We start from the raw sequence: 26767 nt of genomic DNA, 5'->3' as shown, positions 1-26767 counted from the left end.
TGCGCGGCGGTGAGGCCTACGACTTGAGTGCGTCGAGCACGTAGTCGTAGGCCTGCTTCTCCTTCTCGTGTGACGTGGCCAGCTTGTTGATCAGGCGATCCACCAGCACGTCACCACCCGAGCGCAGGGAATAACCGGCCGACTTGATGTAGTCGGCGCCCCACGGCTTGAGGTTGTCGAGGAAACGCACGCCGTTCTGGAAATCATTGCTGCTGATCTGCCCACCCGACTTGAACATGCTCAGGTAGCGCATCTTGTCGCCGCAGATGCCGGTGTTGAGCGTGAGCACCGAGATCAGCGGGATGTTGAGCGCATAGTCCCGATACCATTCGCTGAACGCAAACGGGCGACGGTGAATGGCGTCGAGCGACTGGCTGTTTTCCCAATGTCCACGTGCCTGCGCGCAGAACGCGTTGATGCGCACCGTTTCCACCAGACGCCAGATGAACTTCACAACGAGTTCGGTGGCCGAAACGCACAGGTTCACGATGGCACCGGCACCGAAGCCCACGACATCCATGGCCAGCGCGCCGGCGCCCTTCATCGTCTGATACAGCCCTTCGAACAGGCTGAGCGTCATCGCGCGGGTGATGGACTGCACGATGGTGGCCGGATGTCCCTGGCCCACTTCCACATCACGTCCATCCTTCCACGCCTTGAAGCGCGTGATAGCGGCATCGATGGTCTTGCCCACGCCGCGCGCGATGTCCATGCCGGCGCCCACAAACGGGGCGGCCTTGGACGCCACCACCGACACGATGCCCTTGACCAGTGTCTTGATCATGCCGGTGATGCCTTCCACCGTGCCGAACTTCTGGCGCACGATCTCCTTCACTTTCTCCACCAGCATGTCGAACCACTGCTGCAGCTTGTCCTTCACCACCTGCAGGTTGGACCGCTTGGACAAGGCCTCGGCGCGCTCGGCGTCACGCAGGATCTGCTCCGACGTGACGTTCGTGGCCGTGAGGCCCGCCTCGATGCTCGGCTTGGCGCCCTGGGGCAGGTAGACGTTCTTGGGCACGTTCTGTGGAATCAGCTTGCCTTCGATCTTGTTGCCGACCCAACCCACGGGCCCCATGCCCTTGCCGACCTTGCCCACGATGTTCTTGTCGGAATCGCTGGAACCGCCGATGTCCATGGACTGACCGGCAATATCGAATCCGCCTTCCAGCACCATCTTGAACATGCCCGGCGCCACACTCACGCGGCTGAACAGATACAACACGCCAAGACGCGCGTTGATCAGTTCTTCGTGCATGAAGTCGGGGACACGACCGGAGCTGAACGCGTCGTCGTCGTCACCCTTGCCATCGAGCATGGCGGCCAGCTTGTCCACGGCGCGCAGATGATTGCGTCCACTGCGCTTCCATGCATCCCCGGGGCCTTCCTTCTTCTTCCAGGCTTCAAAGGCCTTGATCAGCTTCTGCCGAGACGGTTCCGTGCCGAGCTTCTCGAGTTCCAGGAAGGCGGCGTCAATCGCCTTGATTTCTGCACTGCGGGAGCGGCCGATTCGGGCCGTATCCTTCATCCAAGCGTCATAAGTGATAATCGGCACTCGAGCGTCTCTTGAACTGGGAGGGAAGTGAGGAGGACATTCCGGATCAATGGGTCAATCCGTACACCACGTAGTTGGTCGCGAACTTGTAGGCATCGTTGGAGAGATTGACGGGATACCATCCCTCGCCGGACCACTCCATGTAGTCGCCGATGTCGTTGTTGAAGTTGATGACCACCTGCAGCCGTTGCCGAGGATCGTTGTTTTCGTGGATGCCCAGGTACACGGCCTTGGCCGACCGTGTGGCCGGATGGGTCATGCCATCGAGCGTCTTGATCTGAAAGAACGAATTGAACACCGGATGGGAAACATCGAGCTGCTCGATGCGCCCTTCAGGCAGCACTTTCTTCATGCCTGCCTCAAAGACCTCCCACTGCCGGTCAAAGTAAAAATCATCCACGATCAGGAATCCGCCCTTGAGAATCCACTGGCGTAGTGCGGCCGCTTCTTCGTCGGTGGGATACCAGTAGCCCGGCTCGGTGAGGTAGGCGACCGGGTAGCGCGCCAGTTCGGGGTCGTCGAGTGTGTGCACATTGCTGCCCTTGCGGTGCAGCTTCAGGGTCGACAAGTCACCCAGGATGGCCATGAAGTTGCGTTCCATGGCCGGGTAGTCCGCGCTCCAGGCCATGCGATAGCCCTGCGTGTAGCGCAGGCGCACGAAGGTGAAGCGGCCGTCGTAGGGCACGTTGGGCTCGATGAACATGCGCCCGCGCTGCGACCAGGCGATGGGTGCGGCCACCAGGGCCAGCAGGACCGATACCAATGCGGCGCGGCGCTTGAGTGAACGGCGCATGATCATAGGGGTGCGTCTCCTGTCCGGCGTGTTCGCTACCGACGAATGGCGGGCTACTCCACCAGCGCGCTCAGCTCCCGCGGCGCAACATGGCGCCACCCTTCCACCAGGATCACCTCGAGCTGCGCCATCGGAATCTCTTCAAGACGTACCAGCACCGCGGGATATCCGTTGTAGTGTGGCTCTGTGAAGAAAATCCGCGGCTCGGCGGCAATCATCAGATCCCGCTCGGCCACACTGCTGGTGCGTACACCCAGAAATCGCGGATTGGGAATGCGCGCCTTTTTCGGGTCGATCCGTTCCAGCCACACCCAGGTGAACCCCTTGGGCTTGTCCTTCACCAGCACCTGAAACGCGAAACGATCGTCCGCCTCCTCGGCGCCCGGCAACGACAGGGCAATGCGACGCACATCGTCCTGGGTGGCCATGATCGTTCGCGTGGGAGGCGGTGTTATGCGACGGAGGCAGGTCGGTCCACGGCCACCAGACGATCGATGGCTGCCAATCCTTCGGCGCCAATATCCAGCGAATGTTCGTTCACGTACAGGGCGATGTGCTGCGCACACACTTCGGCCGACATCTCCTGCGCATGCGCACGCACGTAGTCGCGGCTCGTCTCGGGATGGTCGAACGCGTACTGCACCGAGGCGCGGATGGCCTGTTCGGCAGCGTTGGCCAGGGTCGGATCCATATCTGACCGCGCACAGATGCCGGCCAGTGGCACCGGTAACTGTGTCTCGTGCTCCCACCAGTCGCCCAGGTCGATCACCTTGTGCAGCCCATGATCGGCATAGGTGAAGCGGCTTTCATGAATGATGAGCCCAGCATGTACTTCAGCGTTGGCCACCGCGCGCAGCACCTGGTCGTAGCGCAGCTCGATGGTGTTGGTGAGCGACGGCGCCGCGAGACGCAGCAGGCGATACGCGGTGGTCTCGCGTCCCGGAATGGCCATGGGGCCACCGGCAATGGCCTCTTCGAACGACATGGGCGCACGGGCCACGACCAACGGCCCCACTCCTTTGCCCAACGCCGCGCCGCTACGCAACAGGCGATACCGTTCGCCGACGGCGGCAAACGCGCCCACACTCAGCTTGGTGAGATCGAACGCGCCATCGTGTGCCCGCCGATTGAGCTCCTCGATATCGAGCAGCACCGGCTTGATGGTGAACGGCGCGTCGATCAGTCCATGCGTCAGCGCATGAAACGCAAACGTATCATTGGGGCAGGGCGAATAGCCGAACGTGAGCTCGGGCTTCGTGCTCACACGCCAGTCCACCGGCGCAGCACGATGCTCGCGTTCACACCACCAAACCCAAACCCGTTCGACAGGGCGTAGTCGAACTCCCACGGGCGCGCCGCAGGCCCCACCACGTTGAGGCCTTCGGTGGCCGCATCGGGGTTGGTGAGATTGAGTGTGGGCGGCAGCATCTGATCGCGCAGGGCGAGTGCCGTGAAGATGGCTTCCACACCACCGGCTGCGCCCAGCGTGTGGCCGGTGGCCGACTTGGTGGCGCTGATGGCGGTGTGCGGATTGGTGCCAAACACCGCGCGCATGGCCGCCAGTTCGGCCTTGTCCCCAACGGGCGTGGACGTGGCGTGGGCATTCACATGCCCGATGCGTTCCGGCGCGAGCTGCGCTTGCAGCAGCGCTGCACGCATGGAACGGGCCGCCCCGTCGCCGGTTTCCGGACCGGCCGTGATGTGATAGGCATCGGCGGCCGTGCCATAGCCCACGATTTCGGCGATGGGCGTGGCACCACGTGCGATGGCGTGCCCCAGCGATTCGATCACCAACACCCCCGCGCCCTCGGCGATCACGAAGCCATCGCGTTCGGTATCGAACGGACGTGATGCCTCAGTGGGGCGGTCATTGAATGCCGTGGAGAGTGCACGCGCTGCGGCAAACGCGCCGATGCCCACGAGGTTGAGCGCCGCCTCGGTACCACCACACACCGCCACATCGGCTTCACCCGCGCGGATGATGCGAGCCGCGTCGCCGATGGCCTGCAAGCTGGCCGCGCAGGCCGTGCCGGGTGCGCCGAGTGGCCCCTTGAAGCCGTGACGGATGGACACCCAGCCTGCCGCCATGTTGGGCAGGAACGACGGGACCGTGAACGGCGACAGGCGCCGCGGGCCCGCGTCGTACGTGGTGCGCACGGCGTCGGAGATGTTGAGAAAGCCACCCATGCTCGACGCGATGACCGTGGCCGTGCGGGCGCGCTGTTCTTCGGTCTCCGGTTTCCACTGCGCCTGCTCGACCGCTTCGGCCGCGGCCGCGAGGGCCAGCGTGATGAAGCGATCGACCTTCTTCGCGTCCTTGCTGGTGATCACGCGCGATTCATCGAAGCCATCGGGTTCGGACGCCGAGGGCACGACACCCGCGATACGGCTGGTGACCTCGCCGATCATGTCGGCATCGAGCGCGCGAATGCCGGAGCGGGCCGCGAGCAGGTTGGTCCAGGCCGCGTTGACGGAAGCGCCGAGCGGCGAGACGAGGCCCATGCCGGTGATGACGACGCGGGTGTGGTGATGACTCATGCGAAGAATGGGGTGACGGAAGTCGGCCGGATGATCGGGAGCGACGGGTGCGTGATCAGCAGCCGACGAGCGGTTGTCTCAGGGCATCACGGACGGCCGCGACGAGCAGCGGCGTGGCGTCGGTGATGGTTTGAAAGGCCAGGTCGAAGTGCCAGCGGGCGCGGTCCTGTTCCTCGATCTCGTTGCACACCGCGCGCACCTCGATGATGGGTACGCCCGCCTGCTGGGCCGCGCGGGCCACACCGAAGCCTTCCATGGCTTCCACGTCGCAGGGCTCGCCGGCGACGGCGCCCTGCGTCCCGCCCACCCGGCCACTGGTGCCGATGGCCGTGACGCGGGCGTGGGGGAAGAGGCGATGCACACCGGCGAGGAGGCGGACCGAGGCCGGGATGGTGTTGGGCGCCCATTCGGCGGGCACGCCGAGGTCCACATAGCGGGACTCGCTGCCGATGACGAGGGCGCCCGGGGCGATACCCGCTGCGCGTCGGGCGCCAGCGATGCCCACGTGCAGGATGGCCCCCGGCCGTTCGTGGGCGATGGCCAGGGTGGTCGCGATCGCGGCCTCGACCGGCCCCACGCCGCACTGGAGGGACCGCCAGTCATCGGGGGGCGCGAGTTCGCGGGCCGTGGCGGCCACCACGAGGATGCGCGAGGAGAGAGGCATTGTTGAAATGTAGTGGGAGCGGGCTGAACCCTGATTTTACTCTGGGTGGGCGGGGATGTGCCGGGGTCGGGCGGTGCCGCTGGGGCCGGCCGCCGTGGCCCGACGGCGGAGGGTGTCGGGTGGTCTCGCGTAGAAACGGGAGCGCGCGCGTGCAATCGATGCGGGAGCAGGTGTGGTGGTGGCGTATGGTGGGGCATGACCGGAGCCCGCCTCATCACACGGGTGCGCGAGCGCGCGGCCGTGCGTCGGTACAGTCCACGCACGGTGGAGGTGTATGTGCGCTGGATTGTCCGGTTCGTGCGATTCCATGGGATGCAGCATCCGTCGGCGCTGGGCGATAGTGCTGTCTCGGCATTTCTGACGTATCTGGCGAGCGAACGAAAGGTCGCGGCGTCCACGCAGAATCAGGCCTTGGCGGCATTGGCGTTCCTGTACGCCGAAGTACTGGGACAACCGCTTGGCGCGGTGCAGGGATTTCTGGTAGCCAAGGTTCCGCATCGGCTGCCCAATGTGCTGTCGCGAGCTGCCGTGCGGCGGGTGCTTGTGCACATGCGAGGCACGCCGCACCTGATGGCTTCGCTCCTATATGGCACCGGCCTGCGACTCAACGAGTGCTGTCAGCTACGAGTGAAGGACCTGGACCTCGATCGCAAGGAATTGCGCGTGCGCGCGGGCAAGGGCGGGCGGGATCGGGTGACAATGGTTCCGGAGTCATTGATTGCACCGCTACGTGAGCACCTGCGTGCCGCGAAAGTGCTGATGGCGCGCCGCGCCTCCGCTGGAGGTGGCTACGTCGCGCTGCCTGGGGCGATGGACCGCAAGGCAGCGGGCGCCAGCCGGCAATGGGGTTGGTGCTGGGTGTTTCCCGCCGCGCGCGAATATCGTGACGCGTCCACGGGAGAGCGGCGTACACATCACCTGCACCACACGGTGCTGCAGCGCGCCGTGGCGGAAGCCGCCCGCCGCGCCGGTATCGGCCAGCGAGTAGGATGTCACACCTTCCGGCATTCGTTTGCGACGCACCTGCTGGAGGACGGCTACGACATCCGTACCGTGCAGGAGCTGTTGGGGCATCGAGACGTGTCCACGACGATGATCTACACCCACGTGCTCAATCGGGGTGGCCGCGGTGTGCGGAGCCCGCTGGACGCGCCGTAGGGGTGCTGCGGGTTGCGGTTCTCTCTATGCGGACGAACCTTAGACTGCATTATCTGCAGCCTAACAGATCTCGGCACGTAGGCCGCATTCCGCGGCAAGGCATTCCTGCTCAATGGTTTGCGAAGTTGCGCGGGCCTGTTCGTCGAACTCGTTAGGCTGCGGAAAGCGCGAATATAAAGTCTGGCTTGCAGTGATCCCCTGCAGCCTAATACGCGTTATGTCGCGAGGGTCTTTCTTGAATGGGGTAGGGCGCGGTGGCAAGTTCGCGGCGTCTTGAACGGACCGTAAATGCAGGAGCCTGGCCCAGGCACGTCCGTGCGCAGTCCCTCGGGATGGCCCACCAGCATCCGGGTGGTCGCCGTTCAGAGCGGGAAGACAGGCTTGGTGGAACTTCTGGTCGTGGCGCAACCGCGAAGTCGCATAGAGGCCACCCGACCATCGCGGCATAACCCGACGCTGCTGCAGCCGGCGCGGTAATTTCGGTGGCGCGCTGCGCGCTCCATTTGAGGCGCCGCAGCAGAGCTACGCGTTATGTGGCCAACCCCATTCTGCCATGATCGAAAAAGACCAACTGCTCGCGGAACTAGGAAGCTCGTATACCAACAAGGTCGTTGAGCGCTTTCATCGATTTGCGTTCATCTCACCTAAGGTGCTTGACCAGCTGGCGAAGGACGCACTATCTGAGCACTGGGGCAAGGACCACTATGCGTTAACCAAGTATCTCGCGGTGAACGTACCTTGGAGCATTGAGCAGGGTCGCTTCACGCAGCGAGGAGAGCAGTTCTATGTCACCGCTGGCCACCTTCAGACTCGCTACGGGACGCCCCTCTATCTGGTTTTCGCTCCAGCACTAACGGGTTCCAAGTCCCCTTGGCGAGTCATCGCCGCGGGTTCACAGATATCAGCACCGGAGCTGCCAGAATCGCCCGATATTCCAACGCCTCCGTCCATACAAGCTGGCGTTGAGATCGTCATGAGTCACGATCACATTCTTGATGAGAATGGCGAGCGTGTCAGCTTCTTAAGGCAGACTCCACCAGTAGCGCAGATATGCGCTGTCTCTGGCGCAATTCAATGGTCGCTCAATCGTGGGCTTCAGTTGGCTCACTGGTACTTCGGGAAGATGAACTACATGGTTCCGCTCTACCTACAGAGCCGGGAGAACATTACTAGAGCGCCCGATCTCATCGCTCCAGTTCAGGTGAGCCCGAGCAATCTTCTTGTTCGCACTGTTCTCCTTCCTCACATGCCGTACGCGAACTCGCGTGTCGCGGTCAAGCGCCATGACCAGCTTCCACCTTGGATGCTCGAGGCATGGTCGTCGTTCTCCGAGAGCGCTTCTGCTGAGCAGATCGAGGAACCTGGGACGGACGACGACGAGTATCCCGCCACATAACGATCGCTGCTGCGGGCGGGGCCGAACTATGGAAAGCGGCTGGCTCGCTCTGCTCGCCTGCCGTATTGTTGAAGTGCCCCGCCGCAGAGCTTGGCGTTAGCGAGACAAATCGAAAATACGGTCCATGGTCTTCACTACAGTGCCCGAGTCTGTCACTCCCGAAGTTGTTCGCGCATGCGGACAGCTTGGTCTAGTTTCGTTGCCAGTGTTCGTGTCTATTGCGCCGACCGCAGGTGCCCTCCCCAACAAGTGTATTGTAAACGCTCAAGCTTGGGTGGAATCGCATGGGGGCGAGGTGGTAATGGGCTGGAAAGTGAATCATTGGCCCGGCGTGCTCGTTGAGTTCTTAGGCCACGCCTTGATTCGCTCTGAGTCCTTCGGGCTGCGCTGCATTACGCCGGACAGGCATGGGGCAACGCAAGTGCTTTTCCTAGAGGACGCGAGGATCACATATGATCACACTGATCCACTCGCCAGGATGCCAGGCAAGCGCATTCCCTCTTCAAACCATCAAGATGTTGCAACGTTCATTTCGATTGAAGAGAAGATTTCAGCAATCAAAATGAAGCATCCACCTACGTCTGGAAACATAGCAGTGTACGGGGAGGACGCCATCGCGCTGCAGCGGCTTGAAAGGGGAAAGCAAAACAGCTTTCGCGACATTGCTCTGCGAACCTGGCGAAAATCAGATCCCTGCCCGTGTGAAAGCGGAAAGAGCTTTCAGGCCTGCTGCAAACGAGGAATGGAGCTATCGCAAATAGCAGGGCGTGCTCGCTAACCTACCGCTGCTGCCGTCGGGGTATTTCGGATGGCGGCGTGCACGCTGCGCGTGCTCACCGCAACTTGTTGTAGTTGCCCCGCGGCAGAGCGCTGGGCGTTAGGCGGCTCGCTCGTCACGATTCAAAGAAACACTTCTCATCAAGCCATAGTTTCGTGCTCACAACCGCTGAAGTAATGAGCAAGCTTCAATCGATCGCGCCCGGCTTCGGTGAGTACTGGAATGATCCCGAGAATTTGTTCCGCGCCGACGACGGTTCGTTCACGTTCCACGGAATGTTCGTAGAATTCAGCCACTACGTGCGGGAAGAATTTGAGTTGCTAGACGAGGCAACGAGAGTTCAGCTGTTTCAGTTCGCTGAAGAGTGCGCCGCGCATCGTCAGCGCTCAGATACAGAGCTCAGCAACGCCGTGTACACGTGCTTCATCGAAAACCTGACAAACGAGCCGATTTCGGCACAGATTCGCTCATACTTGGGTCCCAAGTCACTGGCACTTTTCGACGCGTGGGACAACCCCGCTGGTCCCGACGCCGCCTAACGAGCGTTGCTGCAGTCAAAGGCAGGAGCTGCGCTGTGTAACTGCGGAGCGCTCCGCGCTCCTCCGTTCACAGCTAGTTTATTGGAGCCTTTGCAGCAGAACGCGGCGTTAGGCGGAGACAGATTGAGTGACTCACTCAGAAACGGGTCCAGATTTCGAACAAATGCTTCATCCTGAGGAGCTCCGATCCGTACTCCTCAGTGTCTCGCTGTTCGTGATGATCTTCGAGATGTTCCGCGATCGAGTTGTCGACCACCCGAGATTCTTGCACTCTAACGAGTTCGGGCCCAACGGATGGGTGGTCGACAAAGCGGCCTACGAGCGAGACGTCACCTCGCGTCACAAGAACACGTTGCAAGCGTCGCTGTTGTGGTTCCATTCCTACAACGCGATTGACGACGATGACCTCAAGACCTTTGCCCGCATACGGTCATGCCGCAATCGCGTTGTGCACGAACTGTCCAACCTGCTTGGTAGCGCGGCGATAAATGAGGTTGGCCCGCGATTTCAAGAGCTTCACAAGCTATTTCGGAAAATCGAAGTTTGGTGGTTCCGCAACTTCGAGATGGAGTTCAACGATGCTCTTGCTGGGCGCGAGTTCGAGGATGATGAGATCACCCCCGGCTCATTTCTGATGATTCAGATGCTAGTCGACTCGGCTCTGGGTGAAGGCGACAAGGCTTGGCGTTGGTACAATGCATTCGCTGCTGCGAGAGCGGAGCAACCGCCGCTCGATGAATCATCACGCGAACCGTGAGGCAACGCACCGGACGCCTAACGGGTCGCTGCTGCCGACGGGCCTCATGAAGGAGTGCGACTGGCTCACTGCGTTCGCCTGTCGCATTGTTATGTGGTCCCGCGGCAGAGCTTGGCGTTATCCGAACACATGAGGGGACGAGAAGCTGAATGGATAGTCTGATCTCGGTAGTTGCGCCGGGGGTGGTCTTTCTGGTGGCGCTCTACTTGCTCTTGCTGGGAGGCGGTGCGCTGGTGCGCCCGGAGACGGCCAAGCGTTTTCTCGGTCGCCTCGCGACGACGCAGCGTCTGCATTTCACAGAACTCGGCCTCCGAGTCGTGGCGGGAGCGGCGTTCGTTCTCTCCGCGCCGCAGATGACCTGGGCGCGATCCATCGCAGTCTTCGGATGGGTCCTCGTTGGCACGTCGATCCTCTTGGCGCTCATCCCTTGGCGCTACCACCAACGCTTTGCCGCGTGGGCGGTGCCGCAGGCTATGCAACACGTGGCGCTGGTCGGGGTGGCGTCGCTGGTCGGTGGATTCGGTTTGATCGTGTTGCTCCTTCTGCCGCGGGCGGTCGGATAACGATGCTTGCTGCAGACGGACGCTTTTTCGGAAGCGCGCAGCGCGCGCATTTCATTTGAGCGCCCGCTGCAGAAGCCAGCGTTATGCGGCCTGGAGTCAGGGGGTCAGTGCAACACCATCCATCTTTCACCGCATGGAGGTGTGCATGGAACCCAGGAGCATCAGTCCGCGTGGCTTCACCTCGGAGCAGCGCGGCCTTCTATGGATGTGGCATCGCGAGGGCGTCTCGCGGCGCGGGATCGCGGAACGGCTCGGCAAGCTGCCGGGCTCCGTCCACTTCATCATTCGGGAGGCGGGCGGCATCGCCCCGCGCCCGCGCGTCCGGTCGCCGCACCAGCTCTCCCTCGCAGATCGAGAGGCGATCGAGCGGGCGCTGGCGCGGGGCGCGAGCTTCCGGCTGATCGCGCGATGGCTCGGGCGCGCGCCGTCGACCATCTCGCGCGAAGTCGAGCGCCACGGCGGTCGCGACGTCTACTCTGCGGTGCGGGCCGACATCGCCGCGTGGGTCGACGCGCGGCGGCCGAAGCCCTGCCGCCTGGCGACCCATCGGCCGCTCCGGCGGCTCGTCACGGCCAAGCTGCGCCTGCAGTGGTCCCCGCGCCAGATTAGTCGGTGGCTCCGTCGCACGGCGCCGCAGACCCCGGAGCTGCATGTGTCGCACGAGACGATCTATCAGTCGCTCTACATTCAGTCGCGCAATGTCCTGCGGAAGGAGCTCACGCAGGAGCTGCGGCGCCGGCGCGTCGTCCGCGTCGCGCGGACGGCGACCCGGAAGCGCCAAGGGCGCGGCCAGATCGTGGACGCGATCCCGATCAGCCAGCGGCCGCCCGAGGTCGCCGATCGCGCCGTGCCGGGCCACTGGGAGGGCGATCTGATCGCCGGGCGGGACAACAGCTACATCGCCACGCTGGTCGAGCGCACCACTCGCTTCGTCATTCTCGTGCGCGTCCCCAGCAAGGAGACGACGACCGTGATCCCGGCGCTGATCCGGCAGATCAGGCGGCTGCCGGCGCACCTGACGCGCTCGCTGACCTGGGACCGCGGCACCGAGCTCGCGCACCACCGGGTCTTCTCCGTGGCGACCGGGGTGCAGGTCTACTTCTGCGACCCGCAGAGCCCCTGGCAGCGGGGGTCGAACGAGAACACGAACGGCCTGCTGCGGCAGTACTTCCCGAAGGGCGTGGATCTCTCCACCTTCACGCAGCGGCAGTTGGACGCCGTCGCCGACCGCCTGAACGGCCGGCCCCGCGAGACCCTCGACTGGCGGACGCCCGCCGAGATGATTCAGCAGGTGTTGCGTTGATTACCTGATTCCACCGGTCTGGACCTGAGAGGATCTTCTGCGCTCTCACTCAGCGGTCGCTCCCACTTTGCTTGGCGGCGAGCGCGCTGGTCGCCGAGGGAGCGTCGCGGTCGCAGGTGCCCCTTGCGCAGCGCGCCAGTCGCATTAGGTTAGTAATCGATTACTTACTTTACAGGACTCGTATGCGATCCTACCCGAGCTATCTCCGTAGCGCAGACCGTCAGGCGGCGACCGTCGATTCGGTCGTCGCGCTCGCCGCGACGACCAATCCCAGCGAGATCACCACCGCGGCGATTGCGACACAGATGGGACTGAGCCAAGGTGCACTCTTCAAGCACTTCGCGAGCAAGGACGCAATCCTGCTCGCCGTCATGAAGTGGGTCGCCGCGAACCTGATGGCCCGCGTCGACACGGCGGTGCGGTCGGCGGAAACGCCCCTGCTCGTGCTCGAGGCGCTCTTTCTGGCCCACGTCGACTTCGTCGAAATGCACCCGGGTGTGCCGCGCCTCGTTTTCGGTGAGCTCCAGCGGACCAGGCGGTCGGCGGCGGGTCGGATGGTGCAGACGTTGCTTCGGGCCTACGGAGAACGCGTTGGGGGAATCCTTGCCGAGGCGAAGGCGCGGGGTGAGCTGGATCCCGCGACCGACACCAAAGCCGCGGCCGTTCTCTTCATCGGCACGGTGCAGGGGCTCGTCATGCAGTCGATGCTGAGCGGAGATCTCACCCGGATCCGGACGGACGCGCCTCGCGTGTTCGCCATCTACCGTCGCGGCATCGAGCGTGCGAGATGAAGCCGCTTGCGCTCAAGGGTCGCACGCTGACGATCGCGGTGGTCCTCCTCCCGCTCCTGCTGCTCTTCGTTTATGTCGCGGTGAGATCCGGCCCCCTCGCCCCGATCGCCGTGACGACCACGACGGTCGCAGCCCGAGCGCTGACCCCCGAGCTCTTCGGCGTCGGGACAGTGGAATCGCGATACACGCACAAGGTCGGCCCGACCGTCGCGGGTCGCGTCAGGCAACTACTCGTCGATGTCGGCGACCGCGTCACCGCCGGACAAGTGATGGGTGAGATGGATCCGGTCGATCTCGACGACCGCGTACGCGCGCAGGAGGCCGCAGTCAATCGGAGTGTCGCGCTCCAGCGCGAGGCGGAGGTGCGGCACGCGTTCGCGCAGGCCGAGGCGAGCCGCTATGAGGAGTTGCTGGCCGCGCGCTCGACGAGCGCGGAGAATCTCGCACAGCGGATGCAGTCCCTGGAGGTCGCCACCGCCGCCTTGAGCGTCGTCCGCGAGGACGTCGCCCGAGCCGCCGCCGATCGCGACATGTTGCGAGCGCAACGGAACAACCTGCGTCTCGTGTCGCCCGTGGACGGTGTCGTGACCGCGCGGGAAGTCGATCCGGGCACGACGGTCGTGTCCGGCCAGACGGTGGTCGAGGTCGTGGATCCGGCGAGCCTGTGGGTCCACGTGCGCTTCGATCAGGGGGCGACCGAAGGACTTCGCGCCGGACTCCCGGCGCAGGTGGTGCTGCGCTCGCGGTCGCGGCAGACGCTCGCCGGGAGCGTGCTGCGCGTGGAACTGCAGGCGGACGCGGTCACCGAGGAGATGCTGGCCAAGGTGGTGTTCGCCGCCCGCCCCGACCCATTGCCGTCGATCGGTGAGCTGGCCGAGGTGACGGTGAGCCTGGCGGCGCTTCCGTCGGTGCCGGTCGTGCCCAACGCGGCGGTGCAGCGCGTGGATGGCGAGACGGGTGTCTGGCGACTCGTGGACGGGGAGCTCGTGTTCACCCCGGTGCGGCTCGGTGTCGCGGACCTCGACGGGCAGGTGCAGGTGCTCTCCGGCCTCGACGTCGGCGACCGGATCGTGGTCTACAGCGCGAAGTCGCTGCGCTCGGGAAGTCGGCTCGACATCGTCGAGCGGATCCCCGGGGTCTCCCCATGATCAGCCTGGCCGGCCGGGACATCCTGCACGACTGGGGGAAGTTCCTCCTCACCGGGATCGGTCTTGGACTGCTGATCGGCGTGACGCTGACCATGGCCGGGGTGTATCGCGGCATGGTGGATGACGGGATGGTGCTGCTCGACAACAGCGGTGCGGAACTCTGGGTCGTCCAGAAGGAGACCCTCGGTCCGTATGCCGAACCGTCGAGCCTGTACGACGACATCTATCGCGGTGTGCTCGCCGTACCGGGCGTCGATCAGGCGGCCAACGTCACCTACCTCACGATGCAGGTGCGCAGCGCGACGCGGGAAGTGCGGGCGATGGTGGTCGGCATCGCGTCGGGCCAGCCGGGCACCCCGGGCTGGCCACCGCACCTCGTGGCCGGACGCCAGATCACGCGCAGTCACTACGAGGCGGTGGCCGACATCGCCACCGGCTTCGCGATCGGCGACCGCGTCGGGATCCGCCGCCACGAGTACACCGTGGTGGGCCTCACCCGGCGCATGGTGTCGTCGGGCGGCGATCCGATGGTCTTCATCCCGCTCAAGGATGCGCAGGAAGCCCAGTTCCTCAAGGACAACGAGGCGGTGTTGCAGGGGCGCCGCCGCACGAGCGAGAATCCGGCGTTCAATCGTGCGGGGGTCCCCGGACTGCTCGATGCCGTGATCACGTCGCAGAGCCGGAATCCGTACGTCAACGCCGTGCTGGTGAAGCTCGCGCCGGGGTTCGCGCCGGGGGACGTCGCCGGGTCGATCGAGCGGTGGCAGCACCTGACCGTCTACACGCGGCCCGAGATGGAGGGCATCCTGGTCGGCAAGCTGATCGCGACCGCCGCGCGCCAGATCGGGATGTTCCTCGTCATCCTGTCGATCGTGAGCGCGGCGATCGTCGCGTTCATCATCTATACGATGACGCTCGGCAAGATCCGCGAGATCGCGGTGCTCAAGTTGATCGGCACGAGGAACCGCACGATCGCCTTCATGATCATGCAGCAGGCGGTGGGGCTCGGCCTGATCGGATTCGTGGTGGGGAAGGTCGCGGCGACGTTCTGGGCTCCGGGATTCCCCAAGTATGTGCTGCTGCTCCCCGGCGACTCGCTCGTGGGATTCGGCGCCGTGGTCCTGATCTGCGTGCTCGCGAGCCTGATCGCCATCCGCGCGGCGCTGCGGGTCGATCCGGCCGAAGCGATCGGAGGCTGAGATGACCGGCACCGGCATCCGGATCGAGAGGCTCACGAAGCGTTATGGGGTCGGCGACACGGCCGTCGACGCGCTGAAGGGCGTGGACATGTACGTCGCCCCGGGCGAGGTGGTCGGCCTGATCGGTCCCTCGGGCTCCGGCAAGTCGACGCTCCTCAAGAGCCTCGGTGCGGTGATCGAGCCGACGTCAGGGCGGATGACCCTCGGCGACGAGGTGATCTACGACGACGGATGGAGGATCGATGACCTGCGCGCGCTGCGACGCGACCGGATCGGGTTCGTCTTCCAGGCGCCGTACCTGATCCCGTTCCTCGACGTGACCGACAACGTCGCGCTCCTCCCCATGCTCGCGGGCGTGCCGAACGGCGACGCGCGCAAGCGCGCGATGGAACTGCTCGGCGCGCTGGACGTGGCGCATCGTGCTCGGGGGATGCCGTCGCAACTCTCGGGCGGCGAGCAGCAGCGCGTCTCGATCGCGCGGGCGCTGGTCAATCGGCCTCCGGTGATCCTGGCCGACGAACCGACCGCGCCACTCGACAGCGAACGGGCGCTCGCCGTCATCCGGATCCTGCACGAGATGGCCCACCGGTACGAGACGGCGATCATCGTAGTCACGCACGACGAGAAGATCATCCCGACTTTTAAGCGCATCTATCACATCCGGGACGGAAGGACACATGAAGAGGTCGGTCAGGGAGTGGATTTCGCGGAGGTACTCCGTGCCTGAGCACTTCGCGCATGGTCGGTCCGTCGTGGCGGTGCTGCTCGCCGCGTCGCTGGCGGGATGTGCGTCGGCTCCGCGGGGCGGTGTCGCGACGTCGATCGCACCGGATTCCCTGGTGCGCGACGCGGGCTCCTCCGATCCATGGTGGCAGGCATTCGGTTCGCCGGCACTCGACACGCTCATCGCGGAGGCGCTGCGGGCCAGCCCGAGCGTGGCCGCCGCGGAAGCGACGCTCCGGCAATCGGAGGAGCTGGTCGCGGCGCGCGCGGGGATGAACCGGTACCCACAGGCCGACGCGATCCTCGGCGCCCAGCAGCAACGGGTCAATCCGGCGATGTTCGGTCAGCCCGGGACGCCGAGGGAGTTCGGACTGCAGAGTGCCACGGTGAGCGTGCGCTACCGGCTCGACCTGACCGGGGGGAACCGTCGTGCGCTCGAGGCGCTCGCCGCGCGCTCCGATCACCAGCGATTCCAGCTGGCGGGCGCGCGTCTCACGCTGTCGGCGATGATCGCGACGGCGGCGGTGCAGCAGGCGCAGCTGTCGGCGCAGCTGGACGCGACGCAGGAGATCCTCCGGCAACAGGAGGAGGATCTCACGATCAGCGGCGAGCGCGTGCGCCTGGGTGCGGCCTCGCCGGACGAGGTGCTCACGCACCGGTCGCGCGTCGCGCAGACGCGCGCCGACCTGCTCGCCCAGCAGTCGCTCGGGCAGCAGAACGCGCATCTGCTCGCCGTGCTCGCGGGCCGGGAGCCGGGGGCCACCCTGCCGCCGCGGTTCACGCTCTCCGACCTGAAACTGCCGGCGGACCTGCCCGCGGTGGTGCCGTCCGAGGTCCTGCGGGGGCGGCCCGACATCCTGGCGGCGGAGGCGCTCATGCGCGCCGCCGACGCGGAGCATGGCGTGGCCGTCGCGCGCCTCTACCCGCAGCTCGACCTGAGCGCGTCCCTCGGGACACAGGCGCTCACCTCCGGCGTGCTCTTCGGCAGCGGGTCGGCCGTGTGGACCCTGCTGGCGCAGCTGACCCAGCCGTTGTTCAACCCGGGCCTCCGCGCCGAGAAGCGCGCCTCGTTGGCGGCGTTCGACGCCGCGGCGTCGCACTATCAGGGCGTGGTGCTGGAGTCGTTGCGCAACACCGCGGACCTGCTCGTGGCCCTCGACCACGACGCGCGGGTGCTGGAGGAGCTGACGAGCGCGGACGAGGCCGCACGCGCCGCGCTCACGTCGGTGCAGCGTCAATACGCGCTCGGCTCCGTCGGCTACCGCGAGGTACTCGCCGCCGGTCAACAAGCTCAGCAGGTACGCGTGGCGCTGGTCTCCGCGCGGGCGAAGCAGCTGCTCGATGCCGTGGCGCTCCACCAGGCGGTCGGCGGGACCACGGCGACCCCGCGCGACGATGAACCCACCCCGAAGGAGGAACCAAGATGATCCTCGAACGATATCGTGTCCCGCTGCGCCGCTTCATGGCGGTGATCGCGATCGCTTTCGGCCTGGTCACGATCCTCGCCGGCGGGCGCGTGCTCTTCGGCGGCGTCGATCCCGGCTACGTCGTGTTCCGGCCGCTGCTGATGTTCAACACGGCGATGGGCATCGCGTACGTCGCCGCCGGCGTGGCGCTCTGGCGCGACCTGCCCTGGAGCGCACGCGCGGCCGGGATGATCCTCGCGCTCAACCTCGCCGCGTTCGGCCTGATCGGCGTGCTGTATGCGTCGGGCGGTGGCGTCGCCGGCGACAGCCTCCGTGCGATGACGTTTCGGTGCGCAGTGTGGCTGGCGCTGCTCGTCGGAGCGCGGCTCACACGACCTCTCACAGGAGAATCCGCATGAAGGTGATCGACGTGGTGCAGGCGCCCGAGGGTGGCGAGGACAAGGAGACGAAACTGTTGTTCGACGGCCCCGGACGCAAACTCACGCTACTGACGTTGCGGCACGGGACCGCGCTCGCCGAGCACGCATCACCGGATCCGGTCATCATCGAGTGTGTGGCCGGTATCGGAACGCTTTTCACCCGGGGAGAGGGGATCCCGCTCGTCGTCGGCAGACGTGTGGTGCTGGAAGCCGGCGAGCCGCACGGGATCACCGCCGGGCATCTGCTCGCGATCGTTCTCACGCGATGCACGAGCGTCGCGCACTCGCCGGTTCACTCGCACGGAGGATCACAATGACGTCCGGACGCCGCAACATCGCCGCTGGCCTCTTCTTTCTCGCGGGATTCATGGTCTACGGATTCGTGCTCATCTATCTCCGGGACTTCGCCCCCGGGAAAGAGGAGTGGATCGCCGGGAGCCTGACGGGCAAGCACTTCGAGTCCCGACTGGCGCACGTGCATGGAAACCTGTTCGCGTTCCTGAACGTCGTCATCGGCTACCTGTTGGTCGCACTCCCCTTGCAGGAGCGATCGGCCCGGATCGTCTCCTGGCTCGCGCTGGCCGGCATGCTCATGCCAATCGGGATCCTCACTGAAGTCCTGTTCGGCGTGCCGCCGCTCCTGGTCCTCGTCGGCGGCGTGTCGATGGTCGGCGCGATGGTCGTGCTCGGGTTCGCGGTGCTTCGCGCACCGCACTCGGGTGCGGTGCACACCAACTGATCGTTCCTCTCCCTCCTACGCGGAACCACGACCATGACGAAGAAGTCCAACGAACCGACGGTCAAGGCGCTGTCCACGCTCTTGGCCAGCAGCTACACGCTCTATCTCAAGACGCACAACTTCCATTGGAACGTCACGGGGCCGATGTTCAACTCATTGCACGCGATGTTCGAAGTGCAGTACACCGAGCTGGCGCTCGCCGTGGATGCGGTAGCCGAGCGCATGCGCGCGCTGGGGGCGTTCGCCCCGGCGAGCTACACGGAGTTCTCAAAGCTCACGACCGTCAGCGAAGAGACTGGTCGTCCCGAGGCCACGGAGATGATTCGGATGTTGGTCGCCGATCAGGAACTGGTGGCGGAGGCTGCGCGTCGGTTGATCGAAGCGGCCGAAGCCGCGAGGGACCAGGCGAGTGCCGATCTCGCGACCAGGCGAGTGGAGGTGCATGAGAAGAACGCCTGGATGCTGCGCAGTCACTTGGAATAGTCGCGACGCGAATCGCCCCCTCGCGCGAGCTATTCCTCCCGGGTACCCATCATCCGGCGCACGTTCGAGTGCGAGTGCAGAATGTACGTGATCATCGCGAGCCCACTGAAGATGCCGCTCACCCTGCCGCGGGTGTCGGCAATGAAGGCAGCTCCCGGAACCGCAAGCAACTGGACGATGCCGATCATGTGAAAACTGACGATGATGAATTCGACCAATCCGACGCACCAGAGCTGACTCCCTCCCTCAGCGATCCGGGCCAGCCAAGCGTCCAGCGGTCCGATCGCGCGTCTCGGCGTGCCCGCCGCATAACGATGGTTGGTGGCCGATGGGCACGGTTGGGAAGCGGCGGCTGCGCCGCCGCATTTGATGGAGTGCCCACGGCACAACCCGACGTTATGCGGACGCGCGCGTGCTCACGGTTGCACAGTTTCTTCGCGCGTAACTGTTCCATCCCGCCCCGATGACGAGCGCAGCGGAACCCCCGTAGATCATCTGCATCGCCGGAAATCCGTGCACGAGAATCACGCCGGCTGCGAGCGACACCGCGCCTAGCCCACCGACAACGAACGGGCCCCAGCGCCCGTGCGTCCGCGCGCCCTTCCAGAAGCCTGTAACGGCGACCGCCAGGGCGAGGAGCATCGCGGGCCACAGAATGCCGTCCTTGCGCAGGAATCCAAGGCCGAGTGCGGCCAGTCCACCCACAATGAACGGCGTTCCCGCGCAGCACAGCGCCGCGAGGATCGCACCGAGGACTCCCGCCCCATCACGTGTCCCCGGCTTCATCGGCTCGCCGCAGTCAGGGCCGCACGCAGCACCTCGAGACTGGGCCCTCCACCTACCGCGCAGCCCGCGCCGCTCGTCGCCGCCTTGTGCTCGACATCGACCCCATTCACGAGTACGGTCGGCGACGAATAGCCGCGTAGATTCGTCGGCGTCGCGGCCTCGCCTGTGTCCCACTCGCTCCATTCAGCAGACAATCCGAGACTCCCCAGCGCGTCCGCAATGCGTTGACGCGCCGATACAACGTGCGGGCATCCCTCGAAGTACACCAAATCGATCTGCATCGCTAACTCCTCTCCTCAGGTTCGAGCGCCGCCAGGATGGGGCACTCCTCCGTGACCGCTCGCGCGTCGCACGCACGAATGAGCCGTGCGAGCACCTTGTCCATCCGTCGCAGCGCGACGAGCTGCTCGCGGACGCGCGCGCGCGCGATCTCGGCGGACTCCTTCACCGGCTCGCAACGTCGCGGCTCCCGCACACGAAGCGCGAGGAGCGCGCGAATCTCATCGAGCGTGAATCCCATCGCCTGCGCGCGGCGAATGAACACGACGCGACGGACCGTGTCCGGAGCGTATTCACGGTAGCCGCCTGCCGTGCGGTGGCGAGCGCTCAACAGGCCGCGCCGCTCGTAGTACCGGAGCGTCTGCACGCCCACGCCCGCCGCCTCAGCGACGGCCCCGATGCGCAAAGGGACTTTCATACGATGTAGGATAAACCCTATACCACGGTATAGAGTCAAGGGCGCTCACGCCGCGCGCTCAGCAATGGCGCCGCATAACGACGCTTGCTGCCGACAAGCGCGGGGTTGGTAGCGGTTGTGGGGCCGCTGCTCCACTTTATGGAAGGAATGCAGCGGCCCCACAACCGCATTTTATGGGAGCGCTCGCAGCAGAAGCAAACGTTAGATAGCAGCCGATTTCTGTCTTGACCTTCGCATTTAGCTTTCGATCTAGACTCCGACGCGAGCCTCACCACGCCACATGATCGACCTCTTCTTTTCGTACTCTCATCACGATGAAGCCATGCGCAACGAGCTGGAGGTCCATCTCTCCATGCTGAAGCGCAACGGGCTCGTTCGTGCGTGGCATGATAGACGCATTACCGCGGGCAGTGACCTCGACCGCGAAATCAGCGAGCACCTAGAACGTGCCGATGTTATCCTCTTGCTGTTGAGTCCCCACTTTCTGGCGTCGGACTATTGCTACGAGACGGAGGCTCAGCGAGCGCTGCAACGGCACGACGAACGCACTGCCGTCGTAATTCCAGTCATTCTCCAGCCGTGCGACTGGCTGGAGTCACCATTTCGAAAGTTGCGGGCGACCCCCAGTGACGGTAAGCCGATCGCAAAGTTCCCAAACGTCAATGATGCCTTCCTAGAAGTAGCTCGTGACATCCGTGCAGCGGCTGTGTCATTGAATAAGGCCGAGGTGGCGACACCAAAGACGGTCGCGGGAGCTGTGAATCCGGATGCCGGAGTACGATCCAGCAACTTGCGGCTGAAGAAGACTTTTACCGATCGTGATCGAGATGGCTTCCGAGATGAGGCCTTCTCGTACATTGACAAGTTCTTTGAGAATTCTCTCGGTGAGCTCAGAGATCGCAACCCAGGTATTGAGTTTCGCTTCAAAAGGTTGTCGGCGGCCGGATTCACAGCAGCCGTCTACCAAGGCGGTTCAAAGATGACGAGTTGCCATGTTTGGTTAGCCGAGGGTATGTCGTTCGGAATGGATATCGCCTACTCCGCCAACGACTCGATTGCAACCAATAGCATCAACGACGGCCTCCGCATCGACGATGATGGATTTCAGCTCGGACTCAAAGCCAGCGGCTTAGGCTTCGCCCGTCCGACCGGAGAGTCGCTGATGACGCCCCACGGCGCGGCGGAGTATCTCTGGTCATCGTTCATCTCACGACTTCAGTAGGCAATCATGAAACAGGCGCGATTCATCTGTGACCGATGCCAAGAGTCGTTTGTTATCGAGGTGCTAGAGCCCGGCGAGGCCGAATACAAGAAGGTTCGACCTGTTCCCGTCCGATGCCCAAAGTGTGGCGGCCCGGTCCGAGCGGAACGATAGACCGAATACGACAGTTCGACCCGCCCAGCTATCTAACGAGCGTTGCACTTGACGAGCGATCCAGGGAATGCTCGCTTCGCGCGCTCTTGTTGGACTCGCTCGCAAGTGAACTTGGGCGTTAGACAACACTTGATTCCGAGTGGCGTCTAAGCTCGGTGGAACTGTCGACAACCGGATGTGTAATGCGCATCACAACGCGGTTGCCCACCTCTCCCATGTGATTGATGCGACGTCTTTGGATCCTATTCGCCGCAGTGCTGACGCCGACGCTGCTTGCTGCGCAAACGTCGGCCGCCCCCTCCTCCAATACGGTCGCGCAGACGTTTCGAGGGTTCGGACGACCCTATGGCACATGGCTCCTCGCCGCCTTCGATTCCATTCCAGCGAACCAGTACGCATTTAAGCCTACGCCTATCCAGCAATCGATTGGATACATCGCGCAACATCTCGAAGACGCCAACTATCAATTGTGTTCGCGTTTCGGCGATCGAACCCGCAAGATGACGGCGAAGGATTCCTTGGCGGACACGCTCAAGGCGCGATGGCCCAAAGACACATTATTGACTCGATTGCGCCAATCCTTTGTGTTCTGCAATGAAGCAATCGCCAAGCTTTCGGATGCGAGTCTCGCCGATCCGTTTGCGGTGGGCGAGGGAACGCCGCAGCAGACTACGGCGCCCCGCGCGCGCTTCCTCATTCTGTTTGTGACGGATTTGGCCGAGCACTATGCACAGATCGCCACGTACATGCGAATCCTTGGAATGGTACCGCCCTCATCGTTGCCCCAGACGACGCGTTGAGTTTCGCGCGTGGCCGGAGCGTCTTCGAACGTGTTGTCTAACGAGCGTTGCTGCAGTCAAAGGCATTGAGGTACGCTGTGTAACTACGCAGCGCTCCGCGCTGCTTCGTTCACAGCTAATTTTATTTGAGCCTTTGCAGCAGAACGCGGCGTTCGTCGGCACTATTCTCCTCTTTAATCACGTCGCACCAACCGGATGCCGATGACATTCGCCGCGCCGCAGCGCGCCGCCTCGGACGAAATGTCGTGGCGATGTCCGAGCTATCGGAGGCCGAGTTTGAGCAGGCCGAAGCGCTGATCGGCGGCGGGGTTCGCTATGTGCTCGGCACGGTCATCGTCGTTCTGCTCGGCGCAATCCTCGCCAGCGGTTGGTCACTCTGGCTACAGAGTTTCGCCGCCATTGCGCTAGCGGCAATCGTGGTTGTTGCCTCGGTGGACACCTCAAATCCGGCCACTGATCGACACTTCAAAACCGGCCACCACGACGACAGGCTGAGGCTGGTTATCGGGTCGGCGTGACGGTGGTGTCGGTCGCCCCATGGAGTTTGGTCCGCCAGCTCCGGGGGCCGCAAGTGATCACGTGGGCGTGATGGAGGAGCCGGTCGAGCAGCGCCGTGACGGCGGCGGTGTCGCCGAGCAGCTTGCCCCAGTCATCGACGGGGCGATTCGCGGTGAGGATCGTCGAGGCGCGTTCATAGCGGCGCATGATCAGCTCGAGCAGATCTTCGGCGGCGGTGGGCGGCAGCTTTCGCATGCCGAGATCATCGATGATCAGGAGTGGGACGGTGCTGAGTTCCGTGAAGACCTCCTTCCGGGTCCCGTCGAGCGTGGCGTCGGTGAGCTCTTCGAGGAGCAGATGCGCTTCGCGATAGAGCACGCGATGGCCTTGCTGAATCGCCGCGTGGCCGAGCGCCTGCGCCACGTGACTCTTTCCCGTACCGGGTGAACCGACGAGCAGCAGATCTTCGCGCTGCGTGATGAAGCGGCCGGTCGCGAGCTCAAAAATCAGCGCGCGATTCATCTTCTTGTTAAACGCAAAATCAAACGAGTCGAGCGAGCGGTTCGGATCGCGGAAGCGGGCCTGTACACGCCGCCGTTCGAGCAGGCGATCCTGGCGCCGTTGCAGTTCGTCATTGACGAGCATCGCGACGAGATCGAGCGGCGGCAGCCGCTCGGCCTGCGCATGGCGCAGGCGCGTTTCGAGTACGTCCGCCATGCCGGAGAGGCGGAGCTTGCGGAGGGCGCGATCCAGTTCGGTGACGTTCATGAGGCGGCAGCTCGCTGTTCGATGAGGGCGCGGTAGTCGGTGAGATGGCGGATGAGCGGGTCGATCTGCTTCAGTGCCGTGGCTGGCAGCTTCACGCGTTCGAGATAGCGCCGGAGGAAGCGATAGGACGGCGCGCCGGCTTCGAGCGCGAAATGGGCCGCGTCCTCCGTGAGGGCCGGCCCGTGTTTGCGCGCGAGCGCGAGCACGCCGAGGATGCGACGCGGCGCGAGGACGCCCTCGGTACGGTGGATGTGCTCACACACGGCGCTGATCGATGGCCCGGCTTTGCGCGCGACATCGAGGAGGGCGAGCGTCTTCGCCGGTGTGCGAGTCGGACGGTCGGCATCGGCCACGCGATGATGCCCACGGCGTGTGCGCAGATGTTCGCGCAGCAGCCCGCTCGTCTTGGGATCGAGCACCCGCACGTGGAGGTCATCCCACTGCACGACGACTTGCTGCCCGATCCAGCCCGGCGGCACGCTGTAGTACGCGGCCTCGACTTCCACACAGCCGTCGAGATGCACCACGCGCGTGCCGTGCCGGTAGTAGCGAAAGAGTTCCAGGGGCAGCGACTGCAGCTGCGGGCGCTCCTCCGAAAACATCACGCTGACCTGGCGTTTCGTGGTGCCATGGATGCGCGTGTCCGCCCAGCGGAGCTCCCACTGATCGAGGTACGCTTGCGCGGCGTCGAGGGTCTCGAAACGCAGCCCCTTGAGCGGCGTGCGCTGCGTGTGGCCGATCCCCGACTCCACTTTCCCCTTCCGATCTGGATCGCGGACGCGACCCGGGAGCGCGACCACGCCGTAGTGCGCGAGCACATCGCGATAGAGCGGATTGAGCTGGGCGTCGTACACATCGGGCGTGAGCACGCCCTCACGGAGATTGTCGAGGACAATCACGCGGGGCGTGCCGCCGAGCCGACGAAACGCCTCTTCATGCAGCGCCGCCCACCGCTGACTACTGGAGCGCCAGGTGAGCAGTCGCACGGATTTGCGCGAGTAGCCGAGCGTCAGCACGAAGAGCCGCGTGCGTTTGTATTTGCCGCTCACGGGATCGCGCACCATCGGCCCTTCGCCGTAATCGACTTGGGCTTCTTCGCCGGGGGCGGTCTCGATGATCCCCGCCGGCTCGGGCGACGTCACGCGCCGGCGACCGACGAAGCGCCGCACACTCGCATAGCGGCCGTCGAAGCCGTGCTGGTCGACGAGGTCCTGCCAGATCGCCATCGCGTTCCGGCCGCGGCGGACGGCCTCCACAATCTGCTCGCGGTACGGCTCGCAGGCGCTCGCCGTCGGCGCCCGGCCCGGCCGCGCGACCGTGGCCACCACGGTCCCGATGGACACCGGGTCGGTGGACACCTCGCCCGTGGTGGCCGGATTTGGTGGTGGCCACTGCGTCGGCCGGCCGCCGCGCCGGCGGACTGCGACGCCGGTCGCCTTCAAATACCCACTGATCGTCTCGCGGCGGACGCCGGTCGCCGCCTCGATGCGCCGGAGCGACCACCCCAGTCGCCCCAACGCAATCACCTGCTGCTGTTTGGTCTCGTCCAAGACGTTGCTCATGGCGGGAAACGTCCCTCTCGGAACGCCCCACCGGGCTACGCCTCAGCTCGCCTGTGGTGGCCGGTTTTCAGGTGTCGACTGGTGGCCGGATTTGGGTGTCCACCGAGGGTTGCTCGCCGTGTATGGGAGGCGAATGCCCCGCCGCCAGCACCTCGTGATCCGGGTCCACCATTTGTGCGATTGACGCCACGCCGTCGAAGAAAGGGAGGAGGTCGCAAACGACGGCAAGAGATCGCGGCCCCCTGAGGGTCTCGTGCTTCACCGTTCAGGAGTGCGTCCGTACTGCTGCGCGACATGAAGCGCTTGATGCATTGCCCCTCGCAATACATCACGCCTAACGGGTCGCTGCTGCCGACGGGGCGCTAAGGAAGGCGGCTGGCTCACTCCGCTCGCCTGCCGCCTTGTTCCAAAGACCCGCCGTAGAGCATGGCCTTGTGGAAAATCGACTCGCCCCCTGCCACCTCACGATCGATGCCGTTCTCGCAGCACACAATTGAGACTGCCGCGTCGCCGATGCGCGTCTGGGATGTCCTGACGCTCACGCGATACATGCGCCAATGGGACGATGTACCGGCCGCGTTCACTGGCGACCGCATTGCCCGAGGCGTCCGACGAGTTCGTCGTCGTCGCGGCTGCGGCCATCAAGTGTCTCGCAGAATCAGGGACTTCGCGCGCCGCGCCATCTCGACGATTGCTGTCGACGAGCGAGGGGCGGTAGCGGTTGGGGGAGCGCTTGCAGCAAGAGCACACGTTATGTGGCGAAAGCACGCCTCTTCAAAGGAAGATACGAAGATAGACATTCGATTTGGTGAGTTCCCGTACGAGATGATGATGCTTCGTCAGCACATTCATCTTGTGAGGCTTCACTACGCAAACATCGTGGAGTCTGAGCGAAAGCGAATCTGGAGCGATCCGGAACTCGTGAACCATGGTGAGGAACGCGCGGCTCACGATGTGGCATGCCATCTCCAAGATGCTCTGGAGAGCGGCGTTACTACACGTCACTCGACGGCGGCCGCGGTCCTGGGTACCGACCCCAAGGAATTCGAGGCGCTCCACGAGCAGAGGCGAGGTCGTGAAGCGTCGCAACTTTGTCACCCGCCGCTCCACGAAAGTCTTGTAAGTCCACGGTAGCCATCACGCGCCCCGCGCGCGCCGACCAGATGGCCTACATCGACGGTGTCATGTTCAACGATGACCCGATCCTCGACCACGGGTGGCGCAGTCGACTCGAAGGGCGCGGCAGCTCCGGCCACGGCGGTAGCGCTGATGCGCTGATGCGCTGATGCGCTGACCGGGGGCTCTGGC

33 protein-coding genes are annotated in these 26767 nt (G+C 64.4%); 20 read left to right on the top strand and 13 right to left on the bottom strand.

The features are described 5' to 3' along the window. Positions 1–16: 16 nt before the first annotated feature. From GAU_RS18055 to GAU_RS18030, 6 genes are all read right to left on the bottom strand, one after another. The gene (locus GAU_RS18055) at positions 17–1528 is read right to left on the bottom strand and encodes a hypothetical protein (protein ID WP_015895347.1); all 1512 of its coding nucleotides are present in this window, start codon (positions 1526–1528) and stop codon (positions 17–19) included. 73 nt (positions 1529–1601) lie between these two features. After that, entirely contained in the window at positions 1602–2354 is a 753-nt protein-coding gene (locus GAU_RS18050) for a DUF4159 domain-containing protein (protein ID WP_015895346.1), read from the bottom strand. A 47-nt stretch (positions 2355–2401) separates the two neighbouring features. After that, complete coding sequence (locus GAU_RS18045; protein WP_015895345.1) at positions 2402–2776, bottom strand: MmcQ/YjbR family DNA-binding protein; 375 nt, start codon at positions 2774–2776, stop codon at positions 2402–2404. A 23-nt stretch (positions 2777–2799) separates the two neighbouring features. Next, positions 2800–3612, bottom strand: coding sequence for a 1,4-dihydroxy-6-naphthoate synthase (locus GAU_RS18040; protein ID WP_015895344.1), 813 nt, complete (start codon positions 3610–3612; stop codon positions 2800–2802). Beyond that, positions 3609–4886 carry a beta-ketoacyl-ACP synthase II gene (gene fabF, locus GAU_RS18035; RefSeq protein ID WP_015895343.1) on the bottom strand — a complete coding sequence of 426 codons (1278 nt, stop codon included), beginning with the start codon at positions 4884–4886 and terminating at the stop codon, positions 3609–3611. Before fabF ends, GAU_RS18040 begins: the two co-directional genes overlap by 4 nt. 55 nt (positions 4887–4941) lie before the next feature. After that, on the bottom strand, positions 4942–5550 hold the full coding sequence (locus GAU_RS18030; protein WP_015895342.1) for a hypothetical protein: 609 nt from the start codon (positions 5548–5550) through the stop codon (positions 4942–4944). A gap of 195 nt (positions 5551–5745) precedes the next feature. Between GAU_RS18030 and GAU_RS18025 the strand changes: the two genes are divergently transcribed. The 16 genes from GAU_RS18025 to GAU_RS17955 all read left to right on the top strand — a co-directional run bounded on the left by GAU_RS18025 (position 5746) and on the right by GAU_RS17955 (position 18973). Continuing rightward, positions 5746–6708, top strand: a complete 963-nt coding sequence (locus GAU_RS18025) for an integron integrase (protein ID WP_015895341.1) — start codon at positions 5746–5748, stop codon at positions 6706–6708. 553 nt (positions 6709–7261) lie between these two features. Next, complete coding sequence (locus GAU_RS18020) at positions 7262–8104, top strand: DUF3825 domain-containing protein (RefSeq protein ID WP_041265683.1); 843 nt, start codon at positions 7262–7264, stop codon at positions 8102–8104. A gap of 124 nt (positions 8105–8228) precedes the next feature. After that, on the top strand, positions 8229–8882 hold the full coding sequence (locus tag GAU_RS23020) for an SEC-C metal-binding domain-containing protein (RefSeq protein ID WP_156799124.1): 654 nt from the start codon (positions 8229–8231) through the stop codon (positions 8880–8882). A gap of 176 nt (positions 8883–9058) precedes the next feature. Further along, positions 9059–9421, top strand: a complete 363-nt coding sequence (locus GAU_RS18015) for a DUF7674 family protein (RefSeq protein ID WP_041265682.1) — start codon at positions 9059–9061, stop codon at positions 9419–9421. Between the two features lie 127 nt (positions 9422–9548). Further along, positions 9549–10178, top strand: a complete 630-nt coding sequence (locus tag GAU_RS18010; protein WP_169307728.1) for a hypothetical protein — start codon at positions 9549–9551, stop codon at positions 10176–10178. A gap of 149 nt (positions 10179–10327) precedes the next feature. Continuing rightward, positions 10328–10741 carry a hypothetical protein gene (locus GAU_RS18005; protein WP_015895338.1) on the top strand — a complete coding sequence of 138 codons (414 nt, stop codon included), beginning with the start codon at positions 10328–10330 and terminating at the stop codon, positions 10739–10741. A 133-nt stretch (positions 10742–10874) separates the two neighbouring features. Further along, positions 10875–12044, top strand: a complete 1170-nt coding sequence (locus GAU_RS18000; RefSeq protein ID WP_015895337.1) for an IS30-like element ISGau8 family transposase — start codon at positions 10875–10877, stop codon at positions 12042–12044. A 182-nt stretch (positions 12045–12226) separates the two neighbouring features. Next, positions 12227–12835, top strand: coding sequence for a TetR/AcrR family transcriptional regulator (locus GAU_RS17995; RefSeq protein WP_015895336.1), 609 nt, complete (start codon positions 12227–12229; stop codon positions 12833–12835). Then, positions 12832–13983: an efflux RND transporter periplasmic adaptor subunit gene (locus GAU_RS17990; RefSeq protein WP_015895335.1), complete on the top strand. Its 1152-nt coding sequence runs from the start codon at positions 12832–12834 to the stop codon at positions 13981–13983. The genes GAU_RS17995 and GAU_RS17990 overlap by 4 nt, the downstream gene beginning before the upstream one ends. Continuing rightward, entirely contained in the window at positions 13980–15182 is a 1203-nt protein-coding gene (locus tag GAU_RS17985; protein ID WP_015895334.1) for an ABC transporter permease, read from the top strand. Before GAU_RS17990 ends, GAU_RS17985 begins: the two co-directional genes overlap by 4 nt. Before the next feature lies 1 nt (position 15183). Then, on the top strand, positions 15184–15909 hold the full coding sequence (locus GAU_RS17980; RefSeq protein ID WP_015895333.1) for an ABC transporter ATP-binding protein: 726 nt from the start codon (positions 15184–15186) through the stop codon (positions 15907–15909). Further along, a complete protein-coding gene (locus GAU_RS17975) occupies positions 15902–17332 on the top strand; it encodes an efflux transporter outer membrane subunit (RefSeq protein WP_197526012.1) in 1431 nt (476 codons plus the stop codon). The genes GAU_RS17980 and GAU_RS17975 overlap by 8 nt, the downstream gene beginning before the upstream one ends. Then, positions 17329–17730, top strand: coding sequence for a hypothetical protein (locus GAU_RS17970; RefSeq protein WP_015895331.1), 402 nt, complete (start codon positions 17329–17331; stop codon positions 17728–17730). Before GAU_RS17975 ends, GAU_RS17970 begins: the two co-directional genes overlap by 4 nt. Next, positions 17727–18068 carry a hypothetical protein gene (locus GAU_RS17965; RefSeq protein ID WP_015895330.1) on the top strand — a complete coding sequence of 114 codons (342 nt, stop codon included), beginning with the start codon at positions 17727–17729 and terminating at the stop codon, positions 18066–18068. Before GAU_RS17970 ends, GAU_RS17965 begins: the two co-directional genes overlap by 4 nt. Continuing rightward, entirely contained in the window at positions 18065–18490 is a 426-nt protein-coding gene (locus GAU_RS17960) for a hypothetical protein (RefSeq protein WP_015895329.1), read from the top strand. The genes GAU_RS17965 and GAU_RS17960 overlap by 4 nt, the downstream gene beginning before the upstream one ends. Before the next feature lie 33 nt (positions 18491–18523). Further along, the gene (locus tag GAU_RS17955; RefSeq protein ID WP_015895328.1) at positions 18524–18973 is read left to right on the top strand and encodes a Dps family protein; all 450 of its coding nucleotides are present in this window, start codon (positions 18524–18526) and stop codon (positions 18971–18973) included. Positions 18974–19002: 29 nt separating this feature from the next. Here GAU_RS17955 and GAU_RS17950 read toward each other — a convergent pair whose 3' ends face one another. From GAU_RS17950 to GAU_RS17935, 4 genes are all read right to left on the bottom strand, one after another. Beyond that, entirely contained in the window at positions 19003–19161 is a 159-nt protein-coding gene (locus tag GAU_RS17950) for a hypothetical protein (protein ID WP_169307727.1), read from the bottom strand. A 208-nt stretch (positions 19162–19369) separates the two neighbouring features. Then, a complete protein-coding gene (locus tag GAU_RS17945) occupies positions 19370–19759 on the bottom strand; it encodes a MerC domain-containing protein (RefSeq protein ID WP_015895326.1) in 390 nt (129 codons plus the stop codon). Then, complete coding sequence (locus GAU_RS22525) at positions 19756–20040, bottom strand: hypothetical protein (RefSeq protein ID WP_015895325.1); 285 nt, start codon at positions 20038–20040, stop codon at positions 19756–19758. The genes GAU_RS17945 and GAU_RS22525 overlap by 4 nt, the downstream gene beginning before the upstream one ends. 2 nt (positions 20041–20042) lie before the next feature. Next, the gene (locus tag GAU_RS17935) at positions 20043–20456 is read right to left on the bottom strand and encodes a MerR family transcriptional regulator (protein ID WP_015895324.1); all 414 of its coding nucleotides are present in this window, start codon (positions 20454–20456) and stop codon (positions 20043–20045) included. 280 nt (positions 20457–20736) lie between these two features. On the opposite strand from GAU_RS17935, the gene GAU_RS17930 reads away from it, so the two are divergent. The 3 genes from GAU_RS17930 (at position 20737) to GAU_RS17920 (ending at position 23149) form a co-directional block, all read left to right on the top strand. Further along, positions 20737–21678 carry a toll/interleukin-1 receptor domain-containing protein gene (locus GAU_RS17930; RefSeq protein ID WP_015895323.1) on the top strand — a complete coding sequence of 314 codons (942 nt, stop codon included), beginning with the start codon at positions 20737–20739 and terminating at the stop codon, positions 21676–21678. Between the two features lie 377 nt (positions 21679–22055). After that, positions 22056–22631, top strand: coding sequence for a DinB family protein (locus GAU_RS17925; RefSeq protein ID WP_015895322.1), 576 nt, complete (start codon positions 22056–22058; stop codon positions 22629–22631). Positions 22632–22876: 245 nt separating this feature from the next. Further along, positions 22877–23149 (top strand): hypothetical protein, encoded by a 273-nt coding sequence (locus GAU_RS17920; RefSeq protein ID WP_041265678.1) that lies wholly within the window; start codon positions 22877–22879, stop codon positions 23147–23149. Here GAU_RS17920 and istB read toward each other — a convergent pair. From istB to GAU_RS22340, 3 genes are all read right to left on the bottom strand, one after another. Then, a complete protein-coding gene (gene istB / locus GAU_RS17915; RefSeq protein ID WP_015895320.1) occupies positions 23133–23897 on the bottom strand; it encodes an IS21-like element ISGau7 family helper ATPase IstB in 765 nt (254 codons plus the stop codon). The two genes, GAU_RS17920 and istB, sit on opposite strands and share 17 nt — an antisense overlap. After that, a complete protein-coding gene (gene istA, locus GAU_RS17910) occupies positions 23894–25459 on the bottom strand; it encodes an IS21-like element ISGau7 family transposase (protein ID WP_015895319.1) in 1566 nt (521 codons plus the stop codon). The genes istB and istA overlap by 4 nt, the downstream gene beginning before the upstream one ends. A 462-nt stretch (positions 25460–25921) precedes the next feature. Further along, a complete protein-coding gene (locus GAU_RS22340; protein ID WP_015895318.1) occupies positions 25922–26101 on the bottom strand; it encodes a hypothetical protein in 180 nt (59 codons plus the stop codon). 521 nt (positions 26102–26622) lie between these two features. Here GAU_RS22340 and GAU_RS22860 point away from each other — a divergent pair. Continuing rightward, positions 26623–26745, top strand: coding sequence for a hypothetical protein (locus GAU_RS22860; protein ID WP_269446063.1), 123 nt, complete (start codon positions 26623–26625; stop codon positions 26743–26745). Positions 26746–26767: the final 22 nt, after the last annotated feature.

This window comes from Gemmatimonas aurantiaca T-27 (genome assembly GCF_000010305.1).
Lineage (GTDB): Bacteria > Gemmatimonadota > Gemmatimonadetes > Gemmatimonadales > Gemmatimonadaceae > Gemmatimonas > Gemmatimonas aurantiaca.
Note: the sequence above shows the minus strand (reverse complement) of the source record. Positions and strands in the feature narration are given on the sequence as shown.